This is a genomic window from Chimaeribacter coloradensis (assembly GCF_002858715.1).
GTDB lineage: Bacteria > Pseudomonadota > Gammaproteobacteria > Enterobacterales > Enterobacteriaceae > Chimaeribacter > Chimaeribacter coloradensis.
Genome location: NZ_PJZH01000002.1, coordinates 265,209 through 291,558, shown reverse-complemented (window position 1 = coordinate 291,558; position 26,350 = coordinate 265,209). Strand labels below are relative to the sequence as shown.

Genomic DNA, 26,350 nt, shown 5'->3' with positions numbered 1-26,350 from the left:
AGGAAGCGGCGGCAATAGCAGACTTTTGCCCAGCCGGGGCGGCGGCGCTTTTATCCATAAAAAAGCCTGTATTGCACAGGCAATACAGGCTTTTAAGGTCAGTGCGGCAATCAGGCCAGCAGCAGCTGGTTCATGCGGCGGATAAACTGGTTCGGATCTTCCAGCGTACCGCGCTCGGCCAGCAAGGCCTGATCAAGCAGCAACTCGACCCACTCGGCAAAATGTTCGTCTTCGCTCACGGCGGAGGCGCGTTTGACCAGAGAGTGATCCGGGTTCAGCTCGAAGATGTATTTCACTTCCGGTGCCTGCTGGCCGGCCGCGGCGAACAGTTTCGCCATCTGGGTGGTCATCTCATCGGCACCGGTGGTGACAATCGCCGGGGTGTCGGTGAGGCGGTGGGTCAGGCGGACTTCTTTCACGCGGTCACCCAGCAGGGTTTTGACGCGATCCACGAACGGCTCCAGCGCCTTTTCGGCCTCTTTCTGCTGTTCGTTCTCTTCGTCGGCCAGCTTGTCCAGCGCTTCATCTGCTTTGCTGACGGATTGCAGCGGCTTGCCGTCAAACTCGGTCAGGTAGCTCATCATCCACTCGTCGATACGGTCGGAGAGCAGCAGCACTTCGATGCCTTTTTTGCGGAACAGCTCCAGGTGTGGGCTGCTCTTCGCGGCGGCGTAGCTGTCAGCGGTGATGTAGTAGATCTTCTCCTGCCCTTCCACCATGCGGCTGACGTACTCTTCCAGCGAGACCGTCTGGGCGGCGCTGTCGCTCTGGGTGGTGGCGAAGCGCAGCAGTTTGGCGATGCTCTCTTTGTTCGCGCTGTCTTCCGCCGGGCCCTCTTTCAGCACCAGGCCGAACTGCTGCCAGAATGTCTGGTAGGCCTCGGCGTCATCTTTCGCCAGTTTCTCCAGCATCTGCAGCACACGCTTGGTCAGCGCGCCGCGCAGGTTCTGGGTGATGCGGCTGTCCTGCAGGATCTCACGGGAAACGTTCAGCGGCAGGTCGTTGGAGTCGATCAGGCCGCGCACGAAGCGCAGGTAGTTCGGCATGAACTGCTCGGCGTCGTCCATGATGAAGACGCGCTGCACATAGAGCTTCAGGCCGTGCTTGTGATCGCGGTTCCACATGTCCCACGGTGCCTGTGCCGGGATGTAGAGCAGGCTGGTGTACTCCTGCTTGCCCTCAACGCGGTTGTGGCTCCAGGTCAGCGGGTCGGTGAAGTCATGGGCGATGTGTTTGTAGAACGCTTTATACTCGTCCTCGGTCACCTCGGATTTGCTGCGGGTCCACAGGGCCTGCGCCTTGTTGATCTTCTCCCAGCTCTCGGTGCTGCCTTCGTCGCCTTCCCCTTCGGTGCGGCTCAGGATCTCAACCGGCAGCGCGATATGGTCGGAGTATTTGCCGATGATCGAACGCAGACGCCAGTCGTCGAGGAACTCATCTTCGCCTTCGCGCAGATGCAGGGTAATTTCGGTGCCGCGCTCCGCTTTGGTAATGTCCGCGATGGTGTAGTCGCCTTCACCAGCGGACTCCCAGAATACGCCTTCGTCGGCGGAAGCGCCGGCCGCGCGGGTGCGTACGGTGACTTTGTCCGCCACGATGAACGCGGAGTAGAAGCCGACGCCGAACTGGCCGATCAGCTGGCTGTCTTTGGCCTGGTCAGAACCCAGGGACTCCAGGAAAGATTTGGTGCCGGATTTGGCGATGGTGCCGAGGTTATCAATCACCTCGTCGCGGCGCATACCGATGCCGTTATCGCTGAGGGTCAAGGTGCGCTTCTCTTTGTCGCTGGAGAGGCGCACGCGCAGTTCGCCGTCGCCCTCATACAGCTCCGGGGCAGACAGGGCGCGGAAGCGCAGCTTGTCGGCGGCATCGGAGGCGTTGGAGATCAGCTCACGCAGGAAAATTTCCTTATTCGAATAGAGCGAGTGGATCATCAGGTGAAGCAGTTGTTTCACTTCAGACTGGAACCCGCGGGTTTCTTGACCTTTCATACTCATGTTCTACCTCAATCCTAAAAAAACAGTGTTTGGGCTGAATGGGGCGGGATGAACCCGGCAATGGTGAGGAGATGGGGACAGGGCAGGAAAAATTCAACAGGAAAAATGCACGAGTGGCGTTAAAACGAACAAAGGCGCGGTTGCCCGCGCCTTTTGGTCTCAGAACTTGATCGGGTGCCGCCCGGCCAGAGAGTGGGACAGCGTGGTGCCGTCCACCATCTCCAGCTCGCCGCCCACCGGTACACCGTGCGCGATGCGGCTGGCGGCTACGCCATACTGCCCGCACATGGCACCGATGTAGTTGGCGGTCGCCTCCCCCTCTACCGTGGGGTTGGTCGCCAGGATCAGCTCCTGGATCGTCTCTGAGGCCAGCCGCTCCTCGAGACGGTCGAGGCCGATGTCGTCCGGCCCGATACCGTCCAGCGGCGAGAGGTGGCCCATCAGCACAAAGTAACGGCCGGAGAACTGCCCGGTCTGTTCAATGGCATGAATGTCCGCCGGGCTCTCCACCACGCAGATCTGGCCATTCTGGCGGCGACGCGGGTTCGCGCAGATGGTGCAGATCTCCTGCTCGGTAAAGGTGCGGCAATCGGCACAGTGGCCGATTTCAGACATGGCGCGGGTCAGCGCCTGCGCCAGACGCATCCCGCCGCTGCGGTCACGCTGCAGCAGCTGGAATGCCATGCGCTGGGCCGATTTCGGGCCAACGCCCGGCAGGCAGCGCAGCGCCTCCATCAGGGTTTCGAGAAGCGGACTGGTCTGCATCAGAACGGCATCTTAAAGCCCGGCGGCAGTTGCATGCCGCTGGAAACCGAGGACATTTTCTCTTTGGACGCTTCGTCAATACGGCGGGCCGCATCGTTGAACGCAGCCGCGACCAGATCTTCCAGCATGTCCTTGTCATCTTCCATCAGGCTCGGATCGATCTCGATACGGCGGCAGTTGTGCGCGCCGTTGATGGTGACTTTAACCAGGCCAGCGCCGGATTCGCCGGTTACTTCCATCTTGGCGACTTCTTCCTGCATCTGCTGCATCTTTTCTTGCATCTGCTGGGCTTGTTTCATCAAGTTACCCAGACCGCCTTTACCAAACATAGTCATCTCTCTTTGCGCTGGGCCGCGTTTTGCATTATGCACCGCGGCAGTTAAAGGGGGCGGATACTGTCTTCATCCAGATCCGCGTCGAAGAAGCGGCGCAGGGTCTGGATATTATTATCCGCGACAATCGACTGACGCGCCTGCGCCAGTTTTTCTTCATAAATTGCCTGACGCCACTCCAGCGGCGTTCGCACCGCCGGATTATCGTCTTCAATCACTGTCAATTCAACCGGATGCCCTTCACAGGCGGAGATCGCCTCGGCCAGCGCCTTCTGGGCTGACGGTGAATTCAGGTGGCGCTGCGCCGGGCGCAGGTGCAGCCGCAGCTCTGACGGCCCCACCACTTCACGGAAGGCGTTCAGTGCCAGCTGCTGCACCAGCTTCGGCAGCGGCAACTGCTGCACATAGGCAGCCCAGTCATCACGTTCCAGCGCCTCTTCAGCCAGCTTAGCTGACAATTCCGGGGTTTTCTCATGTTCCAGCGCCGAACGCAGCGCTTTTGGCGTCGCCAGCGGGGCCTGTTCGGCGGCATCCGGCTGGGTTTGCGCTTTCCAGCGGTACGCCTCCGGTTTGGCCGGGGCTTCCGGCACCGCCGGGCGCGCGGCCAGCCGCTGCTGGGTACGCTCGGTCACTGAAGCGAGCCGCTCCAGCGCTGAGGTGGCCGGCCGCGCACCAGGCGCCGCCGGCTCAGCTTTTTTTGGGCTGTGGTTCCCCTGTTGCCGCAGCAGCTGGGTACGTGCCTGGAGGAGTTTCGCGGTATCGGAAATGCCGCCCGGTGCCGCGGCGGCCGGTTCCGGCTGGGGTGCCGGCGCCTGGGGCGGCGCGGCCTGCGGCATGGCAGATTGCGGCCGCGCAGGCGCAGCGGGCTGCGGCTGCACAGGGGCTACGGGCTGCGGCTGCACAGGGGCGGCGGGTTGCGGTTGCGGCGCAGCCGCCATGGCCGGCGCGTGAGACGGCATACGCGGCGGCGCGGCCTGAACCTGAGGCTGAGGCTGAACCGGAGCCACCTGCTGGGTCGGCATAACCGGCTCGGCAATCACCGCTTTCGGGTGGAAAGCCAGCGCGCGCAGCAGCGTCATCTCCACGCCCATGCGGCGATCGGGCGCGAACGCCAGCTCTTTGCGGCCAATCAGCAGCGTCTGGTAATAAAGCTGCACGTCGGTGGGCGGCACAGCCCGCGCCAGTTCGCGCAAGCGCTGTTCCACCACCGCGTAGTGGTCATCCAGCGCGCCCGGCAGCAGTTGCAGCATCGCGATGCGGTGCAGCAGCGTCAGGGTCTCCACCAGCAGCGCTTCCCAGTCCACGCCGCGGGACGCAGCCTGTTCTACCTGGGCCATCACCCGCTCACCGTCGGCGCTCACCAGCGCTTCAATGATTGCCAGGGGCTGTTCATCATCCAGCGTGCCGAGCATCCGGCTCACGGTGTCAGTGCCGACCTCCCCCTGCCCCATGGCGATCGCCTGATCGGCCAGGCTCAGGGCATCACGCATACTGCCGTCCGCGGCGCGGGCCAGCAGCTGCAACGCCCGCGGCTCTGCCGCAATCTGCTCGGCGTGGAGCACCGTTTCCAGTTGCTGGCGGATCTGCTCAGGGTCAAGCGCTTTCAGGTGGAATTGCAGGCAGCGCGACAGAATCGTGACCGGCAATTTCTGCGGATCGGTGGTCGCCAGCAGGAATTTCACATGCGACGGCGGCTCCTCCAGCGTTTTCAGCAGGGCATTGAAGCTGTGGCGGGAGAGCATGTGCACTTCGTCGATCAGGTAGACCTTGAAGCGGCCGCGCGCCGGGGCGTATTGGACGTTGTCCAGCAGTTCACGCGTGTCTTCCACTTTGGTGCGCGAGGCGGCGTCAATCTCGATCAGATCGACAAAGCGCCCCTGCTCAATCTCCCGGCAGTTGTCGCACTTGCCGCACGGGGTGGCGGTGATCCCGGTTTCGCAGTTCAGCCCTTTCGCCAGCAGGCGGGCAATGGTGGTTTTCCCCACGCCGCGCGTACCGGAAAACAGGTAGGCATGGTGAATCCGCCCCAGTGAGAGGCCATTGGCCAGCGCGGTCAGGACATGTTCCTGGCCGACAACATCAGCGAAGGTTTGCGGGCGCCACTTACGGGCAAGAACCTGATAGCTCATTAATACCGGAGAAGTTGGGAAATCTGGAGGGTAATGCTAACACAGCCTCGCCAGAGCGGCGAGGCTGAATGCTGCTGTCAGTGGCCGCCGAAAGAGACCAGGCTGAAGCAGTTGATGCCCTGGCGGGTCAGGCGCTGTTCGCCGCCCAGCTCCGGCAGATCGATGATGAAGGCCGCATCGCTGACCTCGCCGCCCAGGGCGCGGATCAGCTTCACCGTGGCTTCAATGGTGCCGCCGGTGGCCAGCAGGTCATCGATCACCAGCACTTTGTCACCCGGCTGGATGGCATCGGTGTGGATTTCGAGTTTGTCGGTGCCGTATTCCAGCTCGTAGCTTTCGCTGAGGGTGGCACGCGGCAGTTTGCCGGGCTTGCGCACCGGCACAAAGCCCACGCCCAGCACCAGCGCAACCGGTGCGCCAAACAGGAAACCTCGGGCTTCAGTCCCGACCACTTTGGTAACGCCTTTATCACGGTAGCGGCTGGCCAGCATCTCAATACTGGCGGCATAGGCTTTCGGATCTTCCAGCAGGCTGGTGACGTCACGGAACAGTATGCCCGGCTTCGGGTAGTCGGGGATGGTCTTGATACTGTCTTTAATTAACTGAAGCTGCTGTGCAGTAGCGATCATAATGTGTGCCTGAAAAAGCGGTGTTCTGACTTAAACGCAGGCCGTCTGATACCCCTGCCCCGCCACCGCAGTGACGTGCATATGCCTTTAGGAGAAGGACGATAAGGGGAAAGAGGAGATGACCCACGCACGAAAACGCCCAAATTTATGCAAACTCCAGTGAAATTGCAACCGAAGCCCGCCGCTGGGGCCTATTTTATTGCGTCCGGTCAACGACCGGCAGACGCCACATGATGGCGAGCAGCACCAGCATCAGGATAAACAGCATCACCCTCAGCCATAAAATCTTGATAAAAAAGAGCGAGATGCTGAGGGAAAACACGATAAACAGCATCGCTTTCCATTTGGTGTTCGGCGGCAGCGCCCGGTGCGCCTGCCAGTGGCGCAGGTAACTGCCAAACCAGGAGCGGTGGAGCAGCCAGTGGTGGAAACGCGGCGAAGATTGGGAGAAACACCAGGCGGCCAGCAACAGGAACGGGGTGGTCGGCAGCAGCGGCAGCACCGCGCCCAGTGCCGCCAGCACCACAGAGAGCCAGCCCATCACGATCAGTACCCAGCGCCACAGCGCGCTTTTCATTCTTCCCTGCTCCTCTCTCCGCCCTGCCAGGGCGCCATAGTAGCCTTCAATCCCGGTCTGACACAATGAAACCGGCTTGTCAGCCCGGCGTTTCAGCGGCAAGCTACCGGGGAGACCCGCCGGAGAGACAATGTGACAACGCAAAAAGTTTTACAGACGCTGGAGCAGCAGATTAATGCGCTGGCCGCCGAGATCGAGCCAATCGGCCATGTGCCGGCGCAACAGGCGCGTTTTGACGCCGGGCTGTTCCATACCCACGGTACCCGGCTGCGTGATTACCTGGCCGAAGTGCGGCAGAACCTGGCGCAGCTCCGGCTGGTGGTGGCGGAGCGGCGCACGGTGCAGGTCGCCTTTGTGGCTGACCGGCTGGTGATGCAGATTGGTGCGTTACAGCGGGAGCTGGCGACCCAGGCGCTGCGCAAACAGCATTCCCGCCCACAGGGTGAGAGCAAAGAGGATATTTACCACCGGCTGGCCCAGCACCAGGATTTCGAGCGCCGGCTTATCGCCATGATCCGCGATCGCGAAAGCCTGCTTGGCCGTCAGGAGTCGCTGGCGCAGCAGCGCAAAATCCAGCAGGAGCTGGCGGCACTGGAGGGGCGGCTGCAACGTTGCCGCCAGGCCCTGGCGCGGATTGAACGGGCGGTGGAGCGAAAAGAAAACGGTTTTTGAATGTTTATCACAATTTTTTAAAGCGCCGGCCTTACAGCATTAACAATTATCTATACTATAGGGATGTCCTGGCGGGAGAACATTATGGGCCTGATTTCATGGATCATTCTGGGGCTGGCAGTCGGGCTGCTGGCAAAAGTGTTCTTGCCGGGCAAAGAAGGCGGCAGCGTGATTTTATGGGTAGTGCTGGCCATCAGCGGCGCGCTGGTGGGCGGGTATATCAGCACCTATCTGGAGTCAGGTTCGCTCGCCGGGTTCAGTTTCAGAAGCTTGCTTATCGCACTGACGGGCGCAATCCTGATTCTGTTTGTTTATCGCAAACGCACCTATTGAGTTGGCCTTATGTCAGTTGAAAATGCCTCACCGGAACTGCAGTTGGCGGTCGATCTGATCTACCTGCTGGAATGCAATGAAATTGCGCCGGATATCGCGCTGGCGGCCCTGGAGATTGTCGCGCGTGACTACCGGGAAAAGTTGCGGCTGGGGGGAGACAACCCGCTCAGCGCCTGAGAAGGCGTTATCGCCCGGAAAACAGCGGGGCCGTTCAGCCAGCCCCGCTGTTTTCCGGGTCGGCTGTTTTTCGGGTCGGCTATTGTACCGGGCCGGCTGTTATACGGGCCGGTGCCGTTAGCGGGACAGGCGCCTGACAAGCGGCATCGCGCAGAGATGAGGTCAGTTCTTCCCCGGGAGTGGCCCCTGGCTTTCCCCTTCCGGTGCCGCGCCCTCCCGCCGCAAATGCGGGCTGAGGGTTAACATATCGATATAAATATCGGCGTAATTCGCCGCCTGCCCTTTGAGATCAAACCCTTCCGGCATAAACAGCCAGTTCTCCATCAGCCCGCTGATATAAGAGCGCAGCACCACGGCGGCGCGGCGGGTATGGAGGTCGGCAGGCAATAACTTGCGATCGACACAGTTTTTTAAAACAGTTTCTATTTTCTCGTAACTTTCCAGATACAGAATCTTGTGCGCCTGCTGCAGGGACATCAGCTCCCCCACAAACTCACACTTATGAAAAATGATCTCCATCAAGGCACGGCGGCGTGGATCGTCTACCGTGGCGCAGAGCACATAGATAAGGATTTCACGCAGGACGCGCAGTGGATTATTGGGGTACTTTGCCTGATACTCTATTTCGAGATCGTCTATTTTTGACTCAGAGATGGCCCAGACTTCGTTAAACAGGTCTACCTTGTTTTTGAAGTGCCAATAGATAGCACCCCGCGTTACGCCGGCCGCGGTGGCAATATCCGTCAGTGACGTCGCAGACACTCCACGTTCTGAAAATTCCCTCACCGCGGCGTCCAGAATTTGTTGGCGGGTTTCAAGTGCTTGTTGTTTGGTTTTTCGTGCCATGGCAATTGGTTTTCACAAAGAGATGTCTTACATACATTCGCGTATGTATGTACGATGGTACGCACATATCTAAAATGCAGCAATGGGTTTTATGGCTTGTGATCCATTGATCAATTTGAAATCGGACACTTGAGGTTTATCTATGAACAAAAACAGAGGGTTAACGCCTCTGGCGGCCGTTCTGATGCTTTCAGGCAGCTTAGTTCTCGCAGGATGTAATGATAAGGAGTCCTCACAGGGAGCCCAGCAACAGCAGGCACCGGAAGTGGGCATCGTGACGCTGAAAACCGCGCCGCTGAATATCACCACTGAATTGCCCGGCCGTACCACTGCTTTCCGCGTGGCAGAGGTCCGCCCCCAGGTCAGCGGCATTATTCTTAAGCGCAACTTTGTTGAAGGCAGTGATATTCAGGCAGGCACCTCCCTTTATCAGATCGATCCTGCAACGTATCAGGCTTCCTATAACAGTGCCAAAGGCGATCTGGCCAAGGCCGAGGCCACTGCCCAAATCGCCCGTGTGACACTGAACCGTTATAAGCCCCTGCTCGGGACTAACTACATCAGTAAACAGGATTACGATCAGGCGCAGGCCGACGCCAGCTCCGCCGATGCCTCGGTGCTCGCTGCCAAAGCCGCCGTGGAAACCGCGCGTATCAACCTGGCTTACACCAAAGTCACCTCCCCTATCAGCGGCCGTATCGGCAAATCCAGCGTCACCGAAGGCGCGCTGGTCACCAGCGGGCAGACCAATGCCCTGGCCACCGTACAGCAGCTTGACCCGATCTATGTTGACGTTACCCAGTCCAGCACCGATTTCCTGCGTCTACAGCAGGAGATGGCGGAAGGGTCGCTGAAGCAGCAGAACGGCAAAGCCAAAGTGACGCTGCTGATGGAAAACGGCAGCCAGTACAAACAGGAAGGGACGCTGGAGTTCTCTGACGTGACCGTGGACGAAACCACCGGTTCCATCACCCTGCGTGCCGTGTTCCCGAACCCGGACCATATCCTGCTGCCGGGGATGTTTGTGCGTGCGCGGTTGGATGAGGGCGTGAATGAAAATGCGCTGCTGGTGCCGCAACAGGGCATTACCCGCAACCCGCGTGGTGAAGCCACCGCGATGGTGGTAGGTGCCGGTGACAAAGTTGAGAACCGTACCCTGAAGACCTCCCAGGCGATTGGGGATAAATGGCTGGTCACCGAGGGCCTGAAAGCGGGTGACCGCGTCATCGTGACCGGCCTGCAGAAGGTGAAGCCGGGCGCGCAGGTGAAGGTACAGGAAGTGAGCGCTGATGCGCCGGCGCAACCCGCAGGTGAACAGCAGCAGGCATCGTCCGACAACGCCTCGAAGTCTTAATAGGAGCCGGTAATACATGGCTAAGTTCTTTATAGATCGCCCCATTTTTGCGTGGGTTATCGCCATCATTATTATGCTGGCGGGCGGCCTGTCGATATTAAAGCTGCCGATTGCGCAATATCCGACGGTTGCGCCTCCGGCGATTGAAATTTCCGCCAACTACCCGGGTGCTGACGCGCAGACGGTGCAGGATACCGTGACGCAGGTTATCGAGCAGAACATGAACGGCATCGATAACCTGATGTACATGGCCTCCTCCAGTGACTCGTCCGGCAGTGTGACCCTGACGCTGACCTTCGCCTCCGGCACGGATGCTGACATCGCCCAAGTGCAGGTGCAGAACAAGCTGCAGCTGGCGATGCCGCTGCTGCCGCAGGAAGTGCAGCAACAGGGGATCAAGGTACAGAAGTCGAGCAGCAGCTTCCTGATGGTGGCCGGTTTCGTGAATAACAACGGCACCATGACGCAGGAAGATATTGCGGACTATGTGGCGTCGAATATTCAGGACCCGATCAGCCGTACCAGCGGTGTGGGTGACGTGCAGCTGTTTGGTTCCCAGTATGCGATGCGCATCTGGATGGACCCGAACAAGCTGACCAACTTTGCGCTCACCCCGGTGGACGTGATTAACGCCATTACGGTGCAGAATAACCAGGTGGCCGCCGGTCAGCTGGGCGGGACGCCGCCGGTAAAAGGGCAGCAGCTGAACTCCTCCATCATTGCGCAGACGCGCCTTACCTCGACGGAAGAGTTCGGTAAAATCCTGCTGAAAGTGAACCCGGACGGCTCCCAGGTGCGCCTGCGTGACGTGGCAACCATTGAGCTGGGCGGTGAAAACTACAGCGTGGTGGCACGCTTCAACGGCCAGCCGGCTGCCGGCCTCGGCATCAAACTGGCGACCGGTGCCAACGCCCTGGACACCTCCAAAGCAGTAAAAGCCACGCTGGACAAACTCAAACCCTTCTTCCCGAATGGGATGCAGGTGGTTTACCCGTACGACACCACGCCTTTCGTCCAGATCTCGATTAACGAAGTGGTGAAAACGCTGTTCGAAGCGATCGTGCTGGTGTTCCTGGTGATGTACCTCTTCCTGCAAAACTTCCGTGCGACGCTGATTCCGACCATTGCGGTACCGGTCGTATTGCTCGGGACCTTTGCGGTCATCGCTGCCTTCGGCTACTCGATCAACACCCTGACGATGTTCGGTATGGTGCTGGCGATCGGCCTGCTGGTGGATGACGCCATCGTCGTGGTGGAGAACGTCGAGCGTGTGATGGTCGAAGAGGGCCTGCCGCCGAAAGAGGCCACCAAAAAATCGATGGAGCAGATCCAGGGCGCGCTGGTGGGGATTGCGCTGGTGCTCTCTGCGGTGTTTATCCCGATGGCCTTCTTTGGCGGCTCGACCGGGGTAATCTACCGTCAGTTCTCGATCACTATCGTGTCCGCGATGGTGCTGTCGGTGATTGTCGCACTGATCCTGACCCCGGCACTCTGTGCCACCCTGCTGAAGCCGGTGCCGAAAGGCCACCATGATGACAAGAAAGGCTTCTTCGGCTGGTTCAACCGGATGTTCGAAAGCAGCACCAACCACTACACCGACAGCGTGGGCAATATCCTGCGCAGCACCGGCCGCTATCTGCTGGTCTACCTGGTGATTGTGGTCGGGATGGCGCTGCTGTTCGTCCGCCTGCCGACCTCCTTCCTGCCGGAAGAGGATCAGGGGGTGTTCCTGACCATGGTTCAGCTGCCGGCCGGGGCCACCCAGGAGCGGACGCAAAAAGTGCTGGATGAGGTAACCAACTACTATCTGGAGAAAGAGAAAGCCAACGTGAACTCGGTGTTTGCGGTTAACGGCTTCGGTTTCTCCGGCCAGGGCCAGAACACCGGTATCGCCTTCGTCAGCCTGAAAGACTGGTCTGAACGCAGCGGTGAAGAGAATAAAGTACCGGCGATTGCCGGGCGGGCGATGGGCACCTTCTCCGCCATTAAAGATGCCATGGTCTTCCCGTTCAACCTCCCGGCGATTGTTGAGCTGGGTACGGCTACCGGCTTCGATTTCCAGCTGATTGACCAGGCTAACCTGGGCCACAACAAACTCACCGAAGCGCGTAACCAGCTGCTCGGCATGATTGCCCAGCACAGTGACCTGCTGGTGGGTGTGCGCCCGAACGGCCTGGAGGATACCCCGCAGTTCAAACTGGAAATCGATCAGGAGAAAGCGGAAGCCCTGGGTGTCTCTATCTCCGACATCAACACCACGCTGGGCTCTGCCTGGGGCGGCAGCTACGTGAATGACTTTATTGACCGCGGCCGCGTGAAGAAAGTCTACGTGCAGTCGCAGGCGCAATACCGCATGTTGCCGAGCGATCTCAACAACTGGTATGTGCGCGGCAGCAATGGCCAGATGGTGCCGTTCTCCTCCTTCTCCACCTCCCATTGGGAGCACGGTTCGCCGCGCCTTGAACGCTATAACGGCTTGCCGTCTATGGAGTTGCTGGGCCAGCCTGCGCCCGGTAAGAGTAGTGGTGAAGCCATGGCGATGATGGAGTCACTGGCGGCGAAACTGCCGACCGGTATCGGCTACGACTGGACGGGTATGTCTTATCAGGAGCGGCTCTCGGGTAACCAGGCCCCTGCCCTGTATGCCATCTCGCTGATTGTGGTGTTCCTCTGCCTGGCGGCGCTGTATGAAAGCTGGTCGATTCCGTTCTCCGTTATGCTGGTGGTGCCGCTCGGGGTGATCGGGGCGCTGCTTGCCGCGACCTTCCGTGGCCTGAGCAACGACGTCTACTTCCAGGTAGGGCTGTTGACCACCATTGGTCTGTCGGCGAAGAACGCCATCCTGATTGTGGAATTCGCCAAGGATCTGATGGACAAAGAGGGCAAAGGGCTGATTGAAGCGACCCTGGAAGCGGTGCGGATGCGTCTTCGCCCGATCCTGATGACCTCGCTGGCCTTTATCCTGGGTGTGTTACCGCTGGTTATCTCGACCGGTGCCGGTTCCGGCGCGCAAAATGCGGTAGGTACCGGGGTAATGGGCGGGATGGTGACCGCCACCATCCTGGCGATCTTCTTCGTGCCGGTCTTCTTTGTGGTGGTTCGCCGCCGCTTCAGCAAAAAATCAGACGATGTGGAGCATAGCCACACCCCTGACGTTTCGTTGAACAAGCACTAACCCACGCTTTTTGAACTTAAAAGCCGCGCACTGCGCGGCTTTTTTTTGCCTGCGGTTTACTGCCGGGCCGCAATGGGCTTGCTATCCGCCCTGCTTTGCGCAATACTGGGCACATCAATTGTTATGTTATAACATACCCAAAAGGAGAGCATGATGCGCACCGGCATTCATCCCGATTACCGTACCGTGGTGTTTCACGACACCAGCAGCGATACCTACTTTGCCGTAGGGTCAACGATGCGTACTGACCGCACCATTGAGTGGGAAGGCCGCGAAATGCCCTACGTGGCAATTGAAATCTCTTCTGCCTCCCATCCCTACTACACCGGGAAACAGAAAGAGTTTTCCAAAGAGGGCAGCACCGCACGCTTCCAGCAGCGGTTTGGCCGTTTCCTGACGCCTAAATCTGCCTGAGGAGGACACCATGCAGGTACTCAGTTCATTGCGTTCAGCCAAGCTTCGCCATAAAGATTGCAAAGTGGTCCGCCGCCACGGCCGTGTGTATGTCATCTGTAAAAGCAACCCACGCTTCAAAGCAGTGCAAGGCCGGAAAAAACGCCGCTAAGCTGTTCTGATTAAGCCATTCTGATAACGTAAAAAGCCCCGCGGCTGCCCAGCGGGGCTTTTTTATGTGCCGATAACGTCATCCCGCCGCGGCATACGCGACGGGATCATCCTTATTTCATGCTGCTGACCAGGGCGGTCACATTATGCTGAAATGCCCGGACATAGGTAGGGGCCGGGCCATTGGAAGGTGACAACGCCTCCGGATAGAGTTCCCCGCCAGGCTGCGCGCCGCTGGCCGCGGCAATCTGTTTCACCAGCCGCGGATCGGTCTGGTTTTCAATAAAATAGGCCGAAACATGCTGCTGCCTGATCTGCCCGATCAATGCCGCGACGTCACTGGCGCTGGCTTGTGCCTCAGTGGAGAAGCCCACCGGGGCCATAAAGGTGACGCCATACTCGCGCCCCATATAGCCAAACGCATCATGGCTCGTCAGTACCTTGCGTTTTTCTGCCGGTACCTGGGCAAACTGCTGTTTGGCCCACTGGTCAAGCTGCTGTAACTGCGTGATATAAGCCGTGCCGTGCTGCCGGAAATAGTCCGCATCCTGCGGGTCAGCGGCGATCAGCGCATCCATAATATGCCGGGCGTAGAGGATGCCGTTTTGCATACTGTTCCAGGCATGGGGATCGGTGATGGTTTTCCCGTCCTCTTCCATCTGACGGGTATTCACGCCTGCCGAAGCCACCACCGGATGCCCGTGATACCCGGAGGCCCCGATCAGGCGATCCATCCACCCTTCCAGCCCCAGCCCGCTGACAAAGACCAGATCCGCCTTGGCCAGCGCCTGGCTGTCCTGCGGGCGGGGTTCATAGCTGTGCGGATCGCCGTCCGGCCCGACCAGGGTCGTGACGTGCACATGTTCCCCGCCGATGTGCTGCACCATATCACCCAGAATGGAAAAACTGGCCACGGTCTCCACGGTTTTTGCCATCGCTGAGGGGGCAGACAACAGGGCAGCCGTAGTCAACACCACCGGTAAATACTTCATGAAATCTCCTTATCTGACACACTATAACGACCGGGCAGCGGCGAAAAAACCGCCGCACCGGCCAAATAAAACTGAGATAAAAAACAGCAGAGCGGCACTCAGCACAATGGCCGGGCCGGCGGGGATCGAGGCGTAATAGGACCAGAGCAACCCGGCCAGGCTGGCGGCCATGCCAAACGCGATAGCCGTCAGCAGGGTTGCCGGCAAAGTGCGCGCCCATAGCCGGGCGGCGGCAGCCGGTAACATCAGCAGCCCCACGGACATCAGGGTGCCGAGGATCTGGAAGCCGGCCACCAGATTAATCACCACCAGCGCCAGAAATGCCGCGTGAGTCACCGGCAGCCAGCGCCCGGCACTGAGCTGTAGAAAAGTTTTATCGAAAGATTCGATCACCAGCGCGCGGTAAAGCACCGCCAGCACCAGCAGAGAGAGCGAAGCAATCGCCCCCACCAGCAACAGGGCATGGGCATCCACTGCCAGGATAGAGCCAAACAGCACATGCAGCAGATCCATACTGGAGCCGCGCAGGGAGACCAGCGTCACCCCCAACGCCAGCGATCCAAGATAGAAACCGGCAAAACTCGCATCTTCTTTTAAGGCCGTATGGCGGCTGACCCAGCCGGAAAGCATGGCAACAGCCAGACCGGCAATAAAACCGCCGATGCCCATCGCCACCAGAGACATGCCGGAAAGCAAATAACCTATCGCCGCGCCGGGCAGCACCGCATGGGAAAGGGCATCCCCCACCAGGCTCATGCGCCGCAACAGCAAAAAAACGCCCAGCGGCGCAGCGCTGAGTGACAGGGCCAGACAGGCAACCAGCGCACGGCGCATAAACCCGAAGGTCAGGAAAGGGTCGCTCAGCAGATGCAACGTCATAAGGCGGCCTCCCCCCACGACAGCCTCTTCCCGGCAACAGGCCCGTTTTCAACCGGGGGTTCAGCGGCCCGGCCATGCTGCTGAACCAGCACCTGCGCCGTATTCCCCCAGGCGTTACCCTGCGGGTGAAGCAGGAGCGTCTGTGGAAAACAGGCGCTGACCATCTCAATATCGTGTAATACGGCGATCACGGTACGCTGCTGCGTGTGCCACCCGGCGATAAGATCCAGCAACAGCCGGACCGTTGCGGCATCGATGCCGGTAAAGGGCTCATCCAGCAGGATTAACGGTGCCTGTTGCACCAGCAGGCGGGCAAACAGCACACGTTGGAATTGCCCGCCAGAAAGCCTGCCTATCGGCTCACGGGCAAACCCGGCCATGCCCACCTGCCCCAACGCCTGCACAACCTGCTGCCGGTGGTGACGGGTAAACCGCCCGAATACGCCGCGGTGCCGTAATAGCCCCATTGCCACCACATCCTCCACCAGCAAAGGAAACTGGCGGTCGAGATCGGCCTGCTGCGGCAGAAAAGCGAGCTGACGACGCTCGCTGCGGGCCAGCTGCACCGCCCCGGAAACCGGGGGCTGCAACCCGGCCAGCGTTTTAAGCAGTGTGGATTTGCCGCTGCCGTTAGCGCCGATCACGGCCGTCAGCGATCCGGGCCGGAAAACACCGTTAAGCGGAAGGGTCACAGGCTGCCGCCCGTACCCGGCAGTGAGGTGGCGGAGGGTAATCATGGCAAGAGGTTCGCCCAGTAAATGGCGGCCCACAGCAGCGCCAACAGCAAAACCGCGGCCAGGCCGCGCGCCGGGGCAGAGGCCATCAGCCAGTTCAGGCGGTCAGGCGAAACATGGAAAAGAGTCATAACGAATCCGGCATCAGTAATTGTTATATTATAACATCACAAAAACTTGCCCGATTCAACGATGAGAAAGATCAAAAGCCGTGAGGCAACACCAGCGCACCCTGGCCGGAATCTGAAAATTTGTTATTGGTGATGCAGAAACCGGCAATTAAAGAGTAATTTTTTATGTCCTGCCAATAAAACCGCTAATTTTCAGTAGGATAAGAAAGCAGGTGCCGGCAAAAAAGTCCCGGTTCCGCGCTGACAAAAGGTTCAGGAGTGTGCAATACTACAAATACGCATCAATAAAACATGATGAATAAATGCAACGGTGTATTTCTTTACCCTCTGACGAGGCAGCACTTTCTGTTTCTGACATCCAAAAAATAGTCGACGCGCATATTTCTCAGCTTGAAGATACGCTGGTCGGGAATTTGAGCTATTATTCAGATAATGCCCGGTATGAACCCGGCAGTCTGAGGGTTACCCAGATAGTGCCCCTTTCCGGCTCAGATTATTCAATGACTTATCACTACCGCTGGACAATTTTTAACGGCTGCCTGGATATTGACGCCGTTGAGCATAAGGAAGAAAGAATCACCTTTACACATTCAGGCTCCCAGCTCTGTTTCAATATCATTGATAACAGCCGCCCGTCACCTTCCGATGAATTGTAATTTTGAGTAATTCTTCCTCCCACGATACTGGAAAATGTTTTATATTTATTCGTAAGGACATCAGCCATCACAGATTAAAATGATCTCTCATCTGTCGGTTATTAAATTACTCACTTAGTGTTATCAACATGAATAACGACCTAACGGAGGAGATGATATGGATGAGTATTCGCCTAAACGTCATGACGTGGCCCAACTGAAGTTCTTGTGTGAAAATCTGTATGACGAAGGAATTGCCACCCTGGGGGACAGCCACCATGGCTGGGTAAATGACCCGACTTCTGAGGTTAATCTGCAACTGAACGAACTCATTGAACATATTGCTTCTTTCGTCATGAGTTTTAAAATAAAATATCAGGATGAACTTACGCTGGCTGACCGGGTCGAAGAGTATCTTGATGACACTTACACGCTGTTTGGTAATTATGGCGTCAGTACCGCCGATTTAAAGCGGTGGCAAAAAACGAAAAGACGATTATTCGGAATGTTCTCAGAAGAGAATATCTGTACCCTGATCAGAACTTAATAGATAATTCCTACCATCTACTTATATAAGATTAGAACCATTATGACTATGATGAAAAAGATCGATTACCTGATGCGTTTACGTAAATGCACAACAATAGACACATTAGAGCGTGTTATTGAAAAGAATAAGTATGAACTTTCCGATGACGAGCTTGAGATGTTTTATTCCGCGGCCGATCACCGCCTCGCTGAGCTGACCATGAATAAACTCTACGACAAAGTTCCGACCTCTGTCTGGAAGTATGTCCGTTAATTGCCGCTTAGCGTTCCGTTAAGATAAATAACGTTGAGCCGATACTTCTATCGGCTTCAATCACTTAGCGCAGAGCCTTTCACTACCTTCCTGATCTCTGGCTTATTCCTTTCTTCTCTTTTCCTGCCTTTTCATGGCGTCGCCCCGCGTTCGCTTTTTCTGAGTAAATATGGCAAGCAGGCCACGCGTTGTCTGCTAACATTATTTCCCTGCGAGTAAACATGCCCTGCTTATGCACTTACATTAATAAAACTGATTAATTCCGCACATAAAAGCGGCAAAACGGGCTATTTTTAGAAAAATGCATTACAGGCATGTCACAGAACAGCCGGGCGCAGTCATCTTTATTTTCTGGAAAAGGGTAAAGGCGTGGCGATATGCGCGCAGAATGCATCGCATAATAAAAAAAGCAGAGGAATATCAGAAGGAAGAATAATGAGGCAGTGCAGAATTGGGTGGAGGCCCTGCCAGCTACATCCCGGCACACACGACGCCTGCTGCGGCTGCTTCCTTCCGGACCTGACCGAGTTCACAAGTTAGTGTTGCGGGAGAACCAACAGGGCCTCCATTGACGGCTCCAATACTCTGGAGCGGGGAGCATTATCAGGGAACCCCCCTGCAAAAGCAACCCATTACCGGCCGACCGTTGCTTTCTTAAACGATCGGCCGGCAGCCCCTCCCCCGCCGGCGGCGGCCGGCAGGGTATTTCTGCCTGATCCACCCTTTTCTGCCCCTCTGTTTTACTTTTAAATAGCGGCTCACCTTTTTACCCCCTTTTTCAGGAGCAGAGATGAACGAACCGGGTAATTTTAACCAGCGTGTTTACCACATTGTTGCCGCTATTCCTGAGGGGCGGGTCACCACCTATGGTGAGGTTGCGCGTCTGGCCGGCTCACCGCGGGCGGCGCGCCAGGTGGGGGGCGTATTACGGCGGTTGCCTGAAGGAAGCCGCCTGCCCTGGCACCGGGTGGTGAACCGCCATGGCGGGATTTCATTACAAGGGGAAGATTTCCAGCGCCAGCGGCAGGCCCTGTTGTCAGAAGGCATCCTGTTTGGGCCGGACAGTGCGATCGATTTAAGCCGGTTTGGCTGGAAAGGATAAGGCCGGCAGGCGCTGCTGCCGGCCGGGCCCTTATGGCATCGGTGACGGTGCCGGGTTCAGGCTGGAAGGCACAGGGTTATTTGGCGAGGTATCCAACGGCCCCAGAGTAGACGGCTTGGCGGTCATCGGCACAGAGGCCAGCGGAACCAGCTTCAGCGCAATCTGCGCGGCTTTGCCGTTATTGATGACTTCCTGAATAGAATCCGTCATAAACATCATCTGGCCATTGCTCTGGGTAATGGCTGCACTCAGGATCAGGTGGGCATCGGGTTTAATATCGCGTGGGTTATACGGCAGCACAAAGGGGAAAGGTGCCTGTTTACCTTCCGTACGTGCCACGCTCTGCGCGATGACTTTCGACGGCGCGTCCGATGTGGAGGCATCAGAAAGTGTTACGGTCAGCACCGCATCGGGCGGCAGCGTCACGCGCTGGCTGATATTAATTGTCCCGTTGACGGAAGGCTGTTGAATCGCAGCGGTCGACGGGGCGCCATTACCCGGCGGCGGTGACGGCGGCGGTGCCGACTGAGACGCACATCCGGCCAGGGTCAAAGACAGCGCGGTTCCACCTACAATCTGCCAAAGTTTCATCAATTGCACTCCTTGTTATGATTACCTCTTTGCCGGCAGCTGACGCCGGCGTCGGGATAGTGGCATTAACCACTTTACCCAATAATTGTGGCACATAACCCTGAAAAATTCCTGCGGCCCCCTGCCCGCCACCCTTCTTCACCCCCGCTAAATCCACTACTATGCTAATGGAAGACTGTGGCTGATAACGGGCTATGTCTGTTAAAGGGCACGCGTGGCGGCGGAAAATGCCGGCCCCATGCCCACGTTATTCCAACCTGAATGAGATCCCCCCATGAGTCAGGCATTGAAAAATTTACTGGATCTGCTCGATCTGGAAAAAATCGAAGAGGGGCTGTTCCGCGGCCAGAGTGAAGATCTGGGCCTGCGTCAGGTATTTGGCGGCCAGGTTGTGGGTCAGGCGCTGTATGCGGCTAAACAGACCGTCCCCGCGGAGCGCGGTATCCACTCTTTCCACAGCTATTTTTTGCGCCCCGGTGACAGCAGCAAACCGATTATTTATGACGTCGAGATCCTGCGCGACGGCAACAGCTTCAGCGCCCGGCGGGTCAAAGCGGTGCAGAACGGCAAACCTATCTTTTATATGACGGCCTCCTTCCAGTGCCAGGAGGCGGGGTTTGAGCACCAGAACACCATGCCGGAAGTGCCGCCCCCGGAGGCGCTGATGTCCGAGACGGAGATTGCGCAGAAATTTGCCCACCTGATCCCGGAGAAAGTGCGGGACAAGTTCATCGGGCAGCGGCCGATTGAGATGCGGCCGGTGGCGTTTCATAACCCGTTGCAGGGTAAGGTGGCAGAACCTGAGCGCCATGTCTGGTTCCGTGCCAATGGCGAAATGCCGGACGATCTTCGCACCCACCAGTATCTGCTGGGGTACGCCTCTGATTTCAACTTCCTGCCGACCGCCCTGCAACCGCACGGGGTAGGCTTCCTGGAACCGGGGATGCAGGTCGCCACCATTGACCACTCCATGTGGTTCCACCGCCCGTTCCGGCTGGATGACTGGCTGCTCTACGCGGTAGAGAGCACCTCCGCCTCCGGCGCGCGTGGGTTTGTGCGCGGCCAGTTCTACACCCGTGACGGCGTGCTGGTCGCCTCTACGGTGCAGGAAGGCGTGATCCGCCGCCGCAGCTGATCCCCAGGCCAGGCTGACAGGCATAAAAAAAGGGCGGTGGATTGCGCCACCGCCCCTCTATCATCATTATTATTGCTTCACACTCTGTGATGTTTTTGCATGTTGTCCGGTGCCTTTTACCCGGCACCGTGTGGGAATCTCACGCTGTGCCGGTGCCACCTGTTTTTCTTGTTTTTAGCGCACTGCCCTGTCTATCCCGCCGCCATTACTGGTTGTAGGCGTTCTCGCCGTGGCTGTTTACATCCAGCCCTTCGCGCTCCTGATCTTCCGGAACACGCAGCCCTACCACCATATCAGCAATTTTGTAGCCGATAAAGGCCACCACGCCGGACCAGACCAGCGTCAGGCCGACGCTGAACAGCTGGACCCAGACCTGATGCGCCATACTGACACCCTCGGCATAGCCCACACCGCCCAGTGAGGAGGAGGTGAAGACCCCGGTCAGAATACAGCCGGTAATGCCGCACACGCCGTGCACACCGAAGACGTCGCAGGTGTCATCCGCGTGCAGCCAGCGTTTGAGCATGACCACGCCCCACAGGCCGGCCACACCGCCCACCAGCCCGATAATCAGGGCACCGCCGACGCCCACATAACCGGCGGCCGGGGTAATCGCCACCAGCCCGGCGATGCAGCCGGAGCAGGCACCCAGCAGGGAAGGCTTGCCGCGCACCATCCACTCCACCAGAATCCAGGAGAGAATCGCCCCTGCCGTTGCCATCACGGTATTGACGAATGCCAGCGCGGCGATGCCGTTGGCCGCACTGGCGGAACCGGCATTGAAGCCGAACCAGCCGACATAGAGGATGCTTGCGCCGGTGAAGACCATCGGCAGGTTGTGGGGTTTAAACGCTTCCTTGCCGAAACCGGCGCGTTTACCCAACAGATATGCCCCGACCAGGCCGGCAATCGCGGCGTTGATGTGCACCACGGTGCCGCCGGCGAAGTCCAGCGCGCCGTCAGCGGCCAGGAAGCCGCCGCCCCATACCATATGGGCAATCGGCAGGTAGGAGAAGGTCAGCCAGATCACGGTGAAAATCAGTACCGCCGAGAACCGGACACGTTCCGCGAAACCGCCGACAATCAGCGCCACGGTGATGCAGGCGAACGAGCACTGGAAAGCGACATGAATGAACTGGGCAAACGTCCCGCTGAGGCTATCAACGGTAATGCCTTTCAGCAGCGCCGTCTGGAAGCCGCCAAAGAAGGCGTTGCCTTCGCTGAAAGCCAGGCTGTAGCCGTAGAGCATCCACAGCACACACACCAGCGCGAAGGTCACCATTACCTGCGTCAGCATCGACAGCACGTTTTTGGAACGCAACAGGCCGCCGTAAAACAGCGCCACGCCCGGCACCGTCATGAACAACACCAGCGCCGTGCAGATCATCATAAAGGCGTTGTCTGCTTTATCAGCGACGGCCGGCGGTGCGGCCATTGCCAGTGACGGCAGCATGGCCGCAGCGCCAAGGCCCATTATGGATAAACGTTTTTTCATTATAAACCCATCCCCTTATTCACTCATCCGAGCCTGAAATTACAATGCTGCTTCGTCGGTTTCGCCGGTACGAATACGAATCACACGCTGCAACTCTGCAACGAAAATTTTGCCGTCACCGATTTTTCCGGTGTAGGCAGCTTTGCTGATCACATCAATCACTTCATCCAGCTGGTCGTCAGCAATGGCAATATCAATTTTGACTTTTGGCAGGAAGTTAACGCTGTATTCCGCCCCGCGATAAAGCTCCGCATGGCCTTTCTGGCGACCGAAGCCTTTGACTTCCGTCACGGTCAGCCCCTGAATGCCGACAGAAGAGAGCGCTTCACGCACATCTTCCAGTTTGAATGGTTTGATCACCACGGTAACCAGCTTCATATTGCCACTCCTCAAATTAAGAGCCCTGTCGCGTTAAACATGCGCCCGATGGCTTGTTTAAAGCAAAGGGTGTGCCATAAATGATTTCGTCTGTGAATAGAGGGGATGGGGGGCACTGTCCGCCCTTTCCCGGCCGGCCGGGCCGGGTAATTTGACTTAAGTCACCCCAAGGAAAGCATAGACCCGCCTCCTTTTAGTGCAATGCGCTTTAGAAGTGTGCAAGGGTACCGGTTTGGCGTGGATCACTGCCTGATAATGGTGCGAAAGCGAGGGGAAGCGACGCAAGGGAGGGCAAAAAAGAAGGCGGCAGTGCCCGCAGAAGCAGGCACTGCCGGAAGGCATCAGAGGGAGACCGGCTCCTGCGGGGCGTTGGCGGCAGCAGGTTGCCCGGCATCCGCTTCCAGCTGCTCACCCACCAGTTGCATCTGGTACATCTGCGCATAACGGCCCTGTTGTGCCAGGAGCTGCGCATGGGTGCCCCTCTCCACCGCATGGCCGCGGTGTAATACCAGAATGGTGTCAGCATCCACCACGGTAGAGAGGCGGTGGGCGATCACCACCAGCGTGGTGCGCTCACGGATGGCGCGCAACGCGCGCTGGATCGCCTGTTCCGTCCCGGAGTCGATGTTGGCGGTCGCCTCATCCAGAATCAGGATCTGCGGGGCCTGCACCAGTACCCGTGCCATTGCCAGCAGTTGCTTCTGGCCTACGGAGAGATTGTTCCCCTGCTCGCCCAGCCGCGTGTGAATGCCTTCCGGCATATCACGGACAAGCTCCGCCAGTTGCACGGTTTCCAGGGCCAGCCACACCTCCTGCTCATCGATCTCACGCCCCAGGGTGACGTTGGCGTACACCGACTCCGCCAGCACCACCGGGTCTTGCTGCACCATTGCCACACCCTGGCGCAGCGCCCGGTGTGACAAGGAGGAGAGCGGCCGGCCATCCAGCCGGATCTGCCCGTGGCTCAGCGGGTAGTACCCCATCAGCAGGTTCGCCAGCGTACTTTTGCCGCTGCCGGTATGCCCCACCAGCGCCACAAACCCGCGTGACGGTACCCCCAGCGAGATCTGCTCCAGTACGTTTTTATTATCCCGGTAGGCGAAGCTGACGTTATCAATCTCAATGCAGCCGCTGGTCAGCGGCCGGTCATCGCCGCCATACTGCTGCTGCACCCGGTCCATCAGCTCAAAGATGCGCTCCCCGGCCACCACCGCCTGTTGCAGGATCGACTGCTGGGAGGTGAGCTCAATCAGCGGCTCATTCAGCCGCCCCAGGTAGTTGATGAAGGCGTAAAGCACCCCCACGCCCACGCTGCCGACGGCGCTGAAGCCAAACAGCATCAGCAGGCCGCACAGCACCAGGGTGGAAAACAGGCTCAACAGCGGGCGCAGCAGGAAACCCTCAATCCGCAGCGTCTGCATCCGCGCATGGTAATGCGCCCAGCTGGCCGCGCTCAGGCGCTCCGCGAAGCGCGCCTGCTGGCGGAACTGCTGGATCACGCCCATGCCGTTGATCACTTCATTAAAGCCGTCATTGATGTCCGCCAGATAGCCGCGCACCCGGCGGGCAATCGGCGTGCTGTAACGCTGGTAGACCACCATCACCACCAGTACTGCCGGGAAGATGCAGACCGCCACCGACGCCATGCGCCAGTCCAGGCTGTACATCGCCACCAGCATGGCGCTGATCAGGGCCACGCTGCGCAGCACCGTGGAGACCACGGTGACATAGAGGTCGCGGATCACTTCGGTGTCATTGGTGACGCGCGAAATAAGCTGGCCCACCGGCTGAATATCAAATTCACTCAGCGGCTGCCGCAGGGCGGCGTCCATCACGTCAATGCGCAGTGTCTGTACCACGCCGACCGCAGCCCGGTTAAACAGGATCGACTGGAAATAGTGCAGTGCCGCCGCCAGCAGGTTCAGCAGGATATAACCGGCAGCCAGGCCGGAAACCAGCCCCAGCGGCAAGCTGCCGCGGGCGACGACATGATCAATGAAATAGCTGATCAGCAGCGGCCCGCCCACTTCGGCGGCGGCCGCCACCCATAACATCAGCACGCCCAGAATCAGCGGCTTACGGTAGGGGGAGCCGTAGGCCAGCAGGCGTTTCAGGGTCGGCCACATGGACTGGAACTTAGGCATCATGCGCCTCCTGCTGATCGGCCGGTTCATCCAGAGCCGCTTCAAGTTGTTGATAACGGTACATATCGCGGTACCAGCCGGGCTGGGCTGCCAGCGTCTCATGATCGCCGCGCTGCATCACGGTGCCCTGGTTGAATACCAGAATTTCGCTGGCCTCGGTCAATGCTGAGAGGCGGTGCGCGCTGATGATCACCGTGCGGTTACTGCCCCACTGCCGCAGATTGCTGAGAATCTCATGTTCGGTGCGGCCATCCACTGCGGAGAGCGCATCGTCCAGGATCAGGATCTCCGCCTCCAGCAGCAGCGCCCGCGCAATGGCAATCCGCTGCTTCTGGCCGCCGGAGAGCATCACCCCGCGCTCGCCCACTTCTGTTTCATAACCCTGCGGCAGGCGCAGAATATCCTCATGCACGCTGGCCAGCCGGGCGGCCTGCTCAATCTGCGCCGGGGTCGCCTCCGGGCGGCCCAGGGCAATGTTTTGCGCGACGCTGTCGGAGAAGAGGAACGGCGTCTGGCTGACGACCGCCAGCCGCCCGCGCCACGCATCCAGTTTAATGGTCTGCAACGCAAGCCCGTGATACCGGATCTCCCCTTCGCTGACGTCAAACTGGCGCTGTACCAGCCCCAGCAGGGTACTTTTCCCGGCCCCGGTCGGGCCGCACAGGCCGAGCATCTGCCCCGGCTGCAGGCGGAAACTGACATCATGCAGCGCCGCATGGCTGTTTTCCGGGTAGTGGAAACGCGCAATCTCAACCTGCAACTCGCCCCGCCCCGCCGGCAGCGGCTGGTCGCCGTCCTTCACCGACGGTGCCTCCCTCAGCAAGCCACGGATACGGCTGTAAGCGGCACTGCCGCGCTCGACAATATTGAACATCCAGGCCAGCGCCAGCATCGGCCAGATCATCAGCCCCAGATACATCACAAAACTGGTCAGTTGGCCGAGTGTCAGCGTGCCGTTTACCACCAGCCAGCTGCCGCCGCCAATCGCCAGCAGGTTAGCCATGCCGATGGCGATATAGATGGTCGGGTCGAAGCGGGCATCCACCCGCGCCACCCGCAGGTTTTTCGCCCCGGCATCGGCGGCCACGCGCGCGAACTGACCGGACTGGTGATCCTCCAGCCCAAACGCCTTGATCATCCTGATGCTGGTCAGGCTCTCCTGCGTCTGGTCATTCAGTGACGAGAAGGCCGCCTGGGCCGCTTTGAAACGGTGATGCAACTGATCGCCGTAGCGTTTGATCACCATCGCCATGATCGGCATCGGCACCAGTGACAACAGTGTGAGCTGCCAGCTGATCTGGGTGCTCATTACCACCAGCACCGCACAGCCCATCACCAGCGAGTCCACCAGCGTCAGCACCCCCTCCCCGGCAGCAAATACCACCCGGTCCACATCATTGGTGGCGCGGGCAATCAGGTCACCGGTGCGATGGCGCAGGTAGAAGGCCGGGTGCTGGCGGCTGAGCTGGCGGTAGAACCGCTCGCGCAGCTCCACCGCCAGTTGGTAAGAGGCACCAAACAGCAGCACACGCCATACATAACGCAGCAGATAAACCACCACGGACGTCATCAGAATCACGCCAATCCACCCCAGCACCGCTGCCGTGGAGAGCCGTTTCTGGGTGATGCCGTCCACAATCACGCCCACCAGTTTTGGCGGCAGCAGTTGCAGCCCTGCGATAATAATCAGCAGTGCAATCGCACCGAGATAGCGACGCCACTCCCGGCGAAAATACCAGCCTAGTTGTGCAAACAATCTCACAAGATGTTATTCCCAAAAAA

At 58.7% G+C, this 26,350-nt stretch carries 27 protein-coding genes, 1 other RNA gene and 1 pseudogene; 12 read left to right on the top strand and 17 right to left on the bottom strand.

What is annotated here, in order from left to right:
- Positions 1-110: 110 nt before the first annotated feature.
- From htpG to CYR32_RS03610, 6 genes are all read right to left on the bottom strand, one after another.
- Positions 111-1,991: a molecular chaperone HtpG gene (gene htpG / locus CYR32_RS03635; protein ID WP_175578797.1), complete on the bottom strand. Its 1,881-nt coding sequence runs from the start codon at positions 1,989-1,991 to the stop codon at positions 111-113.
- Positions 1,992-2,156: 165 nt separating this feature from the next.
- The gene (gene recR, locus CYR32_RS03630; RefSeq protein ID WP_072926449.1) at positions 2,157-2,762 is read right to left on the bottom strand and encodes a recombination mediator RecR; all 606 of its coding nucleotides are present in this window, start codon (positions 2,760-2,762) and stop codon (positions 2,157-2,159) included.
- Positions 2,762-3,091, bottom strand: a complete 330-nt coding sequence (locus CYR32_RS03625) for a YbaB/EbfC family nucleoid-associated protein (RefSeq protein ID WP_101815662.1) — start codon at positions 3,089-3,091, stop codon at positions 2,762-2,764. Before CYR32_RS03625 ends, recR begins: the two co-directional genes overlap by 1 nt.
- A 50-nt stretch (positions 3,092-3,141) precedes the next feature.
- A complete protein-coding gene (gene dnaX / locus CYR32_RS03620; protein WP_101822665.1) occupies positions 3,142-5,223 on the bottom strand; it encodes a DNA polymerase III subunit gamma/tau in 2,082 nt (693 codons plus the stop codon).
- Positions 5,224-5,300: 77 nt separating this feature from the next.
- Positions 5,301-5,852, bottom strand: coding sequence for an adenine phosphoribosyltransferase (apt, locus tag CYR32_RS03615; protein ID WP_101822663.1), 552 nt, complete (start codon positions 5,850-5,852; stop codon positions 5,301-5,303).
- Between the two features lie 196 nt (positions 5,853-6,048).
- Positions 6,049-6,417 carry a DUF454 family protein gene (locus tag CYR32_RS03610; protein WP_101822977.1) on the bottom strand — a complete coding sequence of 123 codons (369 nt, stop codon included), beginning with the start codon at positions 6,415-6,417 and terminating at the stop codon, positions 6,049-6,051.
- 144 nt (positions 6,418-6,561) lie between these two features.
- Between CYR32_RS03610 and priC the strand changes: the two genes are divergently transcribed.
- The 3 genes from priC (at position 6,562) to rsmS (ending at position 7,611) form a co-directional block, all read left to right on the top strand.
- Complete coding sequence (priC, locus tag CYR32_RS03605; protein ID WP_101822660.1) at positions 6,562-7,101, top strand: primosomal replication protein PriC; 540 nt, start codon at positions 6,562-6,564, stop codon at positions 7,099-7,101.
- A gap of 84 nt (positions 7,102-7,185) precedes the next feature.
- A complete protein-coding gene (locus tag CYR32_RS03600; RefSeq protein WP_101822658.1) occupies positions 7,186-7,434 on the top strand; it encodes a GlsB/YeaQ/YmgE family stress response membrane protein in 249 nt (82 codons plus the stop codon).
- 9 nt (positions 7,435-7,443) lie between these two features.
- On the top strand, positions 7,444-7,611 hold the full coding sequence (gene rsmS / locus CYR32_RS03595) for a pleiotropic regulatory protein RsmS (protein ID WP_101822656.1): 168 nt from the start codon (positions 7,444-7,446) through the stop codon (positions 7,609-7,611).
- 162 nt (positions 7,612-7,773) lie between these two features.
- On the opposite strand, the gene acrR is transcribed toward rsmS, so the two are convergent.
- The gene (gene acrR, locus CYR32_RS03590) at positions 7,774-8,457 is read right to left on the bottom strand and encodes a multidrug efflux transporter transcriptional repressor AcrR (RefSeq protein WP_101822654.1); all 684 of its coding nucleotides are present in this window, start codon (positions 8,455-8,457) and stop codon (positions 7,774-7,776) included.
- Between the two features lie 142 nt (positions 8,458-8,599).
- Between acrR and CYR32_RS03585 the strand changes: the two genes are divergently transcribed.
- The 4 genes from CYR32_RS03585 to ykgO all read left to right on the top strand — a co-directional run bounded on the left by CYR32_RS03585 (position 8,600) and on the right by ykgO (position 13,551).
- Positions 8,600-9,811, top strand: a complete 1,212-nt coding sequence (locus tag CYR32_RS03585) for an efflux RND transporter periplasmic adaptor subunit (protein ID WP_101822652.1) — start codon at positions 8,600-8,602, stop codon at positions 9,809-9,811.
- 16 nt (positions 9,812-9,827) lie between these two features.
- Complete coding sequence (gene acrB / locus CYR32_RS03580; protein ID WP_101822650.1) at positions 9,828-12,986, top strand: multidrug efflux RND transporter permease subunit AcrB; 3,159 nt, start codon at positions 9,828-9,830, stop codon at positions 12,984-12,986.
- 153 nt (positions 12,987-13,139) lie between these two features.
- Positions 13,140-13,400 carry a type B 50S ribosomal protein L31 gene (locus CYR32_RS03575; RefSeq protein WP_101822648.1) on the top strand — a complete coding sequence of 87 codons (261 nt, stop codon included), beginning with the start codon at positions 13,140-13,142 and terminating at the stop codon, positions 13,398-13,400.
- Between the two features lie 10 nt (positions 13,401-13,410).
- Positions 13,411-13,551, top strand: a complete 141-nt coding sequence (ykgO, locus tag CYR32_RS03570; protein WP_101822647.1) for a type B 50S ribosomal protein L36 — start codon at positions 13,411-13,413, stop codon at positions 13,549-13,551.
- Positions 13,552-13,663: 112 nt separating this feature from the next.
- On the opposite strand, the gene CYR32_RS03565 is transcribed toward ykgO, so the two are convergent.
- From CYR32_RS03565 to CYR32_RS21960, 4 genes and pseudogenes are all read right to left on the bottom strand, one after another.
- Positions 13,664-14,542 carry a metal ABC transporter substrate-binding protein gene (locus tag CYR32_RS03565; protein WP_101822644.1) on the bottom strand — a complete coding sequence of 293 codons (879 nt, stop codon included), beginning with the start codon at positions 14,540-14,542 and terminating at the stop codon, positions 13,664-13,666.
- Positions 14,543-14,563: 21 nt separating this feature from the next.
- On the bottom strand, positions 14,564-15,421 hold the full coding sequence (locus tag CYR32_RS03560) for a metal ABC transporter permease (RefSeq protein ID WP_101822642.1): 858 nt from the start codon (positions 15,419-15,421) through the stop codon (positions 14,564-14,566).
- Positions 15,418-16,086, bottom strand: a pseudogene (locus CYR32_RS03555) (metal ABC transporter ATP-binding protein); the annotation flags it as partial. The gene CYR32_RS03560 and the pseudogene CYR32_RS03555, both read right to left, overlap by 4 nt.
- Positions 16,087-16,154: 68 nt before the next feature.
- The gene (locus tag CYR32_RS21960; RefSeq protein WP_277621932.1) at positions 16,155-16,286 is read right to left on the bottom strand and encodes a hypothetical protein; all 132 of its coding nucleotides are present in this window, start codon (positions 16,284-16,286) and stop codon (positions 16,155-16,157) included.
- 302 nt (positions 16,287-16,588) lie between these two features.
- Between CYR32_RS21960 and CYR32_RS03550 the strand changes: the two genes are divergently transcribed.
- The 3 genes from CYR32_RS03550 to CYR32_RS03540 all read left to right on the top strand — a co-directional run bounded on the left by CYR32_RS03550 (position 16,589) and on the right by CYR32_RS03540 (position 17,723).
- Entirely contained in the window at positions 16,589-16,942 is a 354-nt protein-coding gene (locus tag CYR32_RS03550) for a hypothetical protein (protein WP_101822638.1), read from the top strand.
- A 157-nt stretch (positions 16,943-17,099) separates the two neighbouring features.
- Entirely contained in the window at positions 17,100-17,468 is a 369-nt protein-coding gene (tomB, locus tag CYR32_RS03545) for an Hha toxicity modulator TomB (RefSeq protein ID WP_101822636.1), read from the top strand.
- A 51-nt stretch (positions 17,469-17,519) separates the two neighbouring features.
- Positions 17,520-17,723 (top strand): HHA domain-containing protein, encoded by a 204-nt coding sequence (locus tag CYR32_RS03540; RefSeq protein WP_072926899.1) that lies wholly within the window; start codon positions 17,520-17,522, stop codon positions 17,721-17,723.
- Positions 17,724-18,185: 462 nt separating this feature from the next.
- Here the strand turns inward: CYR32_RS03540 and ffs are convergent.
- An RNA gene (gene ffs / locus CYR32_RS03535) (signal recognition particle sRNA small type) lies at positions 18,186-18,282 on the bottom strand.
- Positions 18,283-18,513: 231 nt separating this feature from the next.
- On the opposite strand from ffs, the gene CYR32_RS03530 reads away from it, so the two are divergent.
- A complete protein-coding gene (locus tag CYR32_RS03530) occupies positions 18,514-18,825 on the top strand; it encodes an MGMT family protein (RefSeq protein ID WP_101822634.1) in 312 nt (103 codons plus the stop codon).
- Between the two features lie 30 nt (positions 18,826-18,855).
- On the opposite strand, the gene CYR32_RS03525 is transcribed toward CYR32_RS03530, so the two are convergent.
- The gene (locus CYR32_RS03525; RefSeq protein ID WP_101822632.1) at positions 18,856-19,416 is read right to left on the bottom strand and encodes a YbaY family lipoprotein; all 561 of its coding nucleotides are present in this window, start codon (positions 19,414-19,416) and stop codon (positions 18,856-18,858) included.
- Between the two features lie 274 nt (positions 19,417-19,690).
- Between CYR32_RS03525 and tesB the strand changes: the two genes are divergently transcribed.
- Positions 19,691-20,551 (top strand): acyl-CoA thioesterase II, encoded by an 861-nt coding sequence (tesB, locus tag CYR32_RS03520; RefSeq protein ID WP_101822631.1) that lies wholly within the window; start codon positions 19,691-19,693, stop codon positions 20,549-20,551.
- 205 nt (positions 20,552-20,756) lie between these two features.
- Here tesB and amtB read toward each other — a convergent pair whose 3' ends face one another.
- The 4 genes from amtB to CYR32_RS03500 all read right to left on the bottom strand — a co-directional run bounded on the left by amtB (position 20,757) and on the right by CYR32_RS03500 (position 26,330).
- Positions 20,757-22,046 carry an ammonium transporter AmtB gene (gene amtB / locus CYR32_RS03515; RefSeq protein ID WP_101822629.1) on the bottom strand — a complete coding sequence of 430 codons (1,290 nt, stop codon included), beginning with the start codon at positions 22,044-22,046 and terminating at the stop codon, positions 20,757-20,759.
- A 39-nt stretch (positions 22,047-22,085) separates the two neighbouring features.
- Positions 22,086-22,424, bottom strand: a complete 339-nt coding sequence (gene glnK, locus CYR32_RS03510; RefSeq protein ID WP_002208627.1) for a P-II family nitrogen regulator — start codon at positions 22,422-22,424, stop codon at positions 22,086-22,088.
- Between the two features lie 341 nt (positions 22,425-22,765).
- On the bottom strand, positions 22,766-24,568 hold the full coding sequence (locus tag CYR32_RS03505) for a SmdB family multidrug efflux ABC transporter permease/ATP-binding protein (RefSeq protein ID WP_101822627.1): 1,803 nt from the start codon (positions 24,566-24,568) through the stop codon (positions 22,766-22,768).
- Positions 24,561-26,330, bottom strand: coding sequence for a SmdA family multidrug ABC transporter permease/ATP-binding protein (locus CYR32_RS03500; RefSeq protein WP_101822625.1), 1,770 nt, complete (start codon positions 26,328-26,330; stop codon positions 24,561-24,563). The genes CYR32_RS03505 and CYR32_RS03500 overlap by 8 nt, the downstream gene beginning before the upstream one ends.
- Positions 26,331-26,350: the final 20 nt, after the last annotated feature.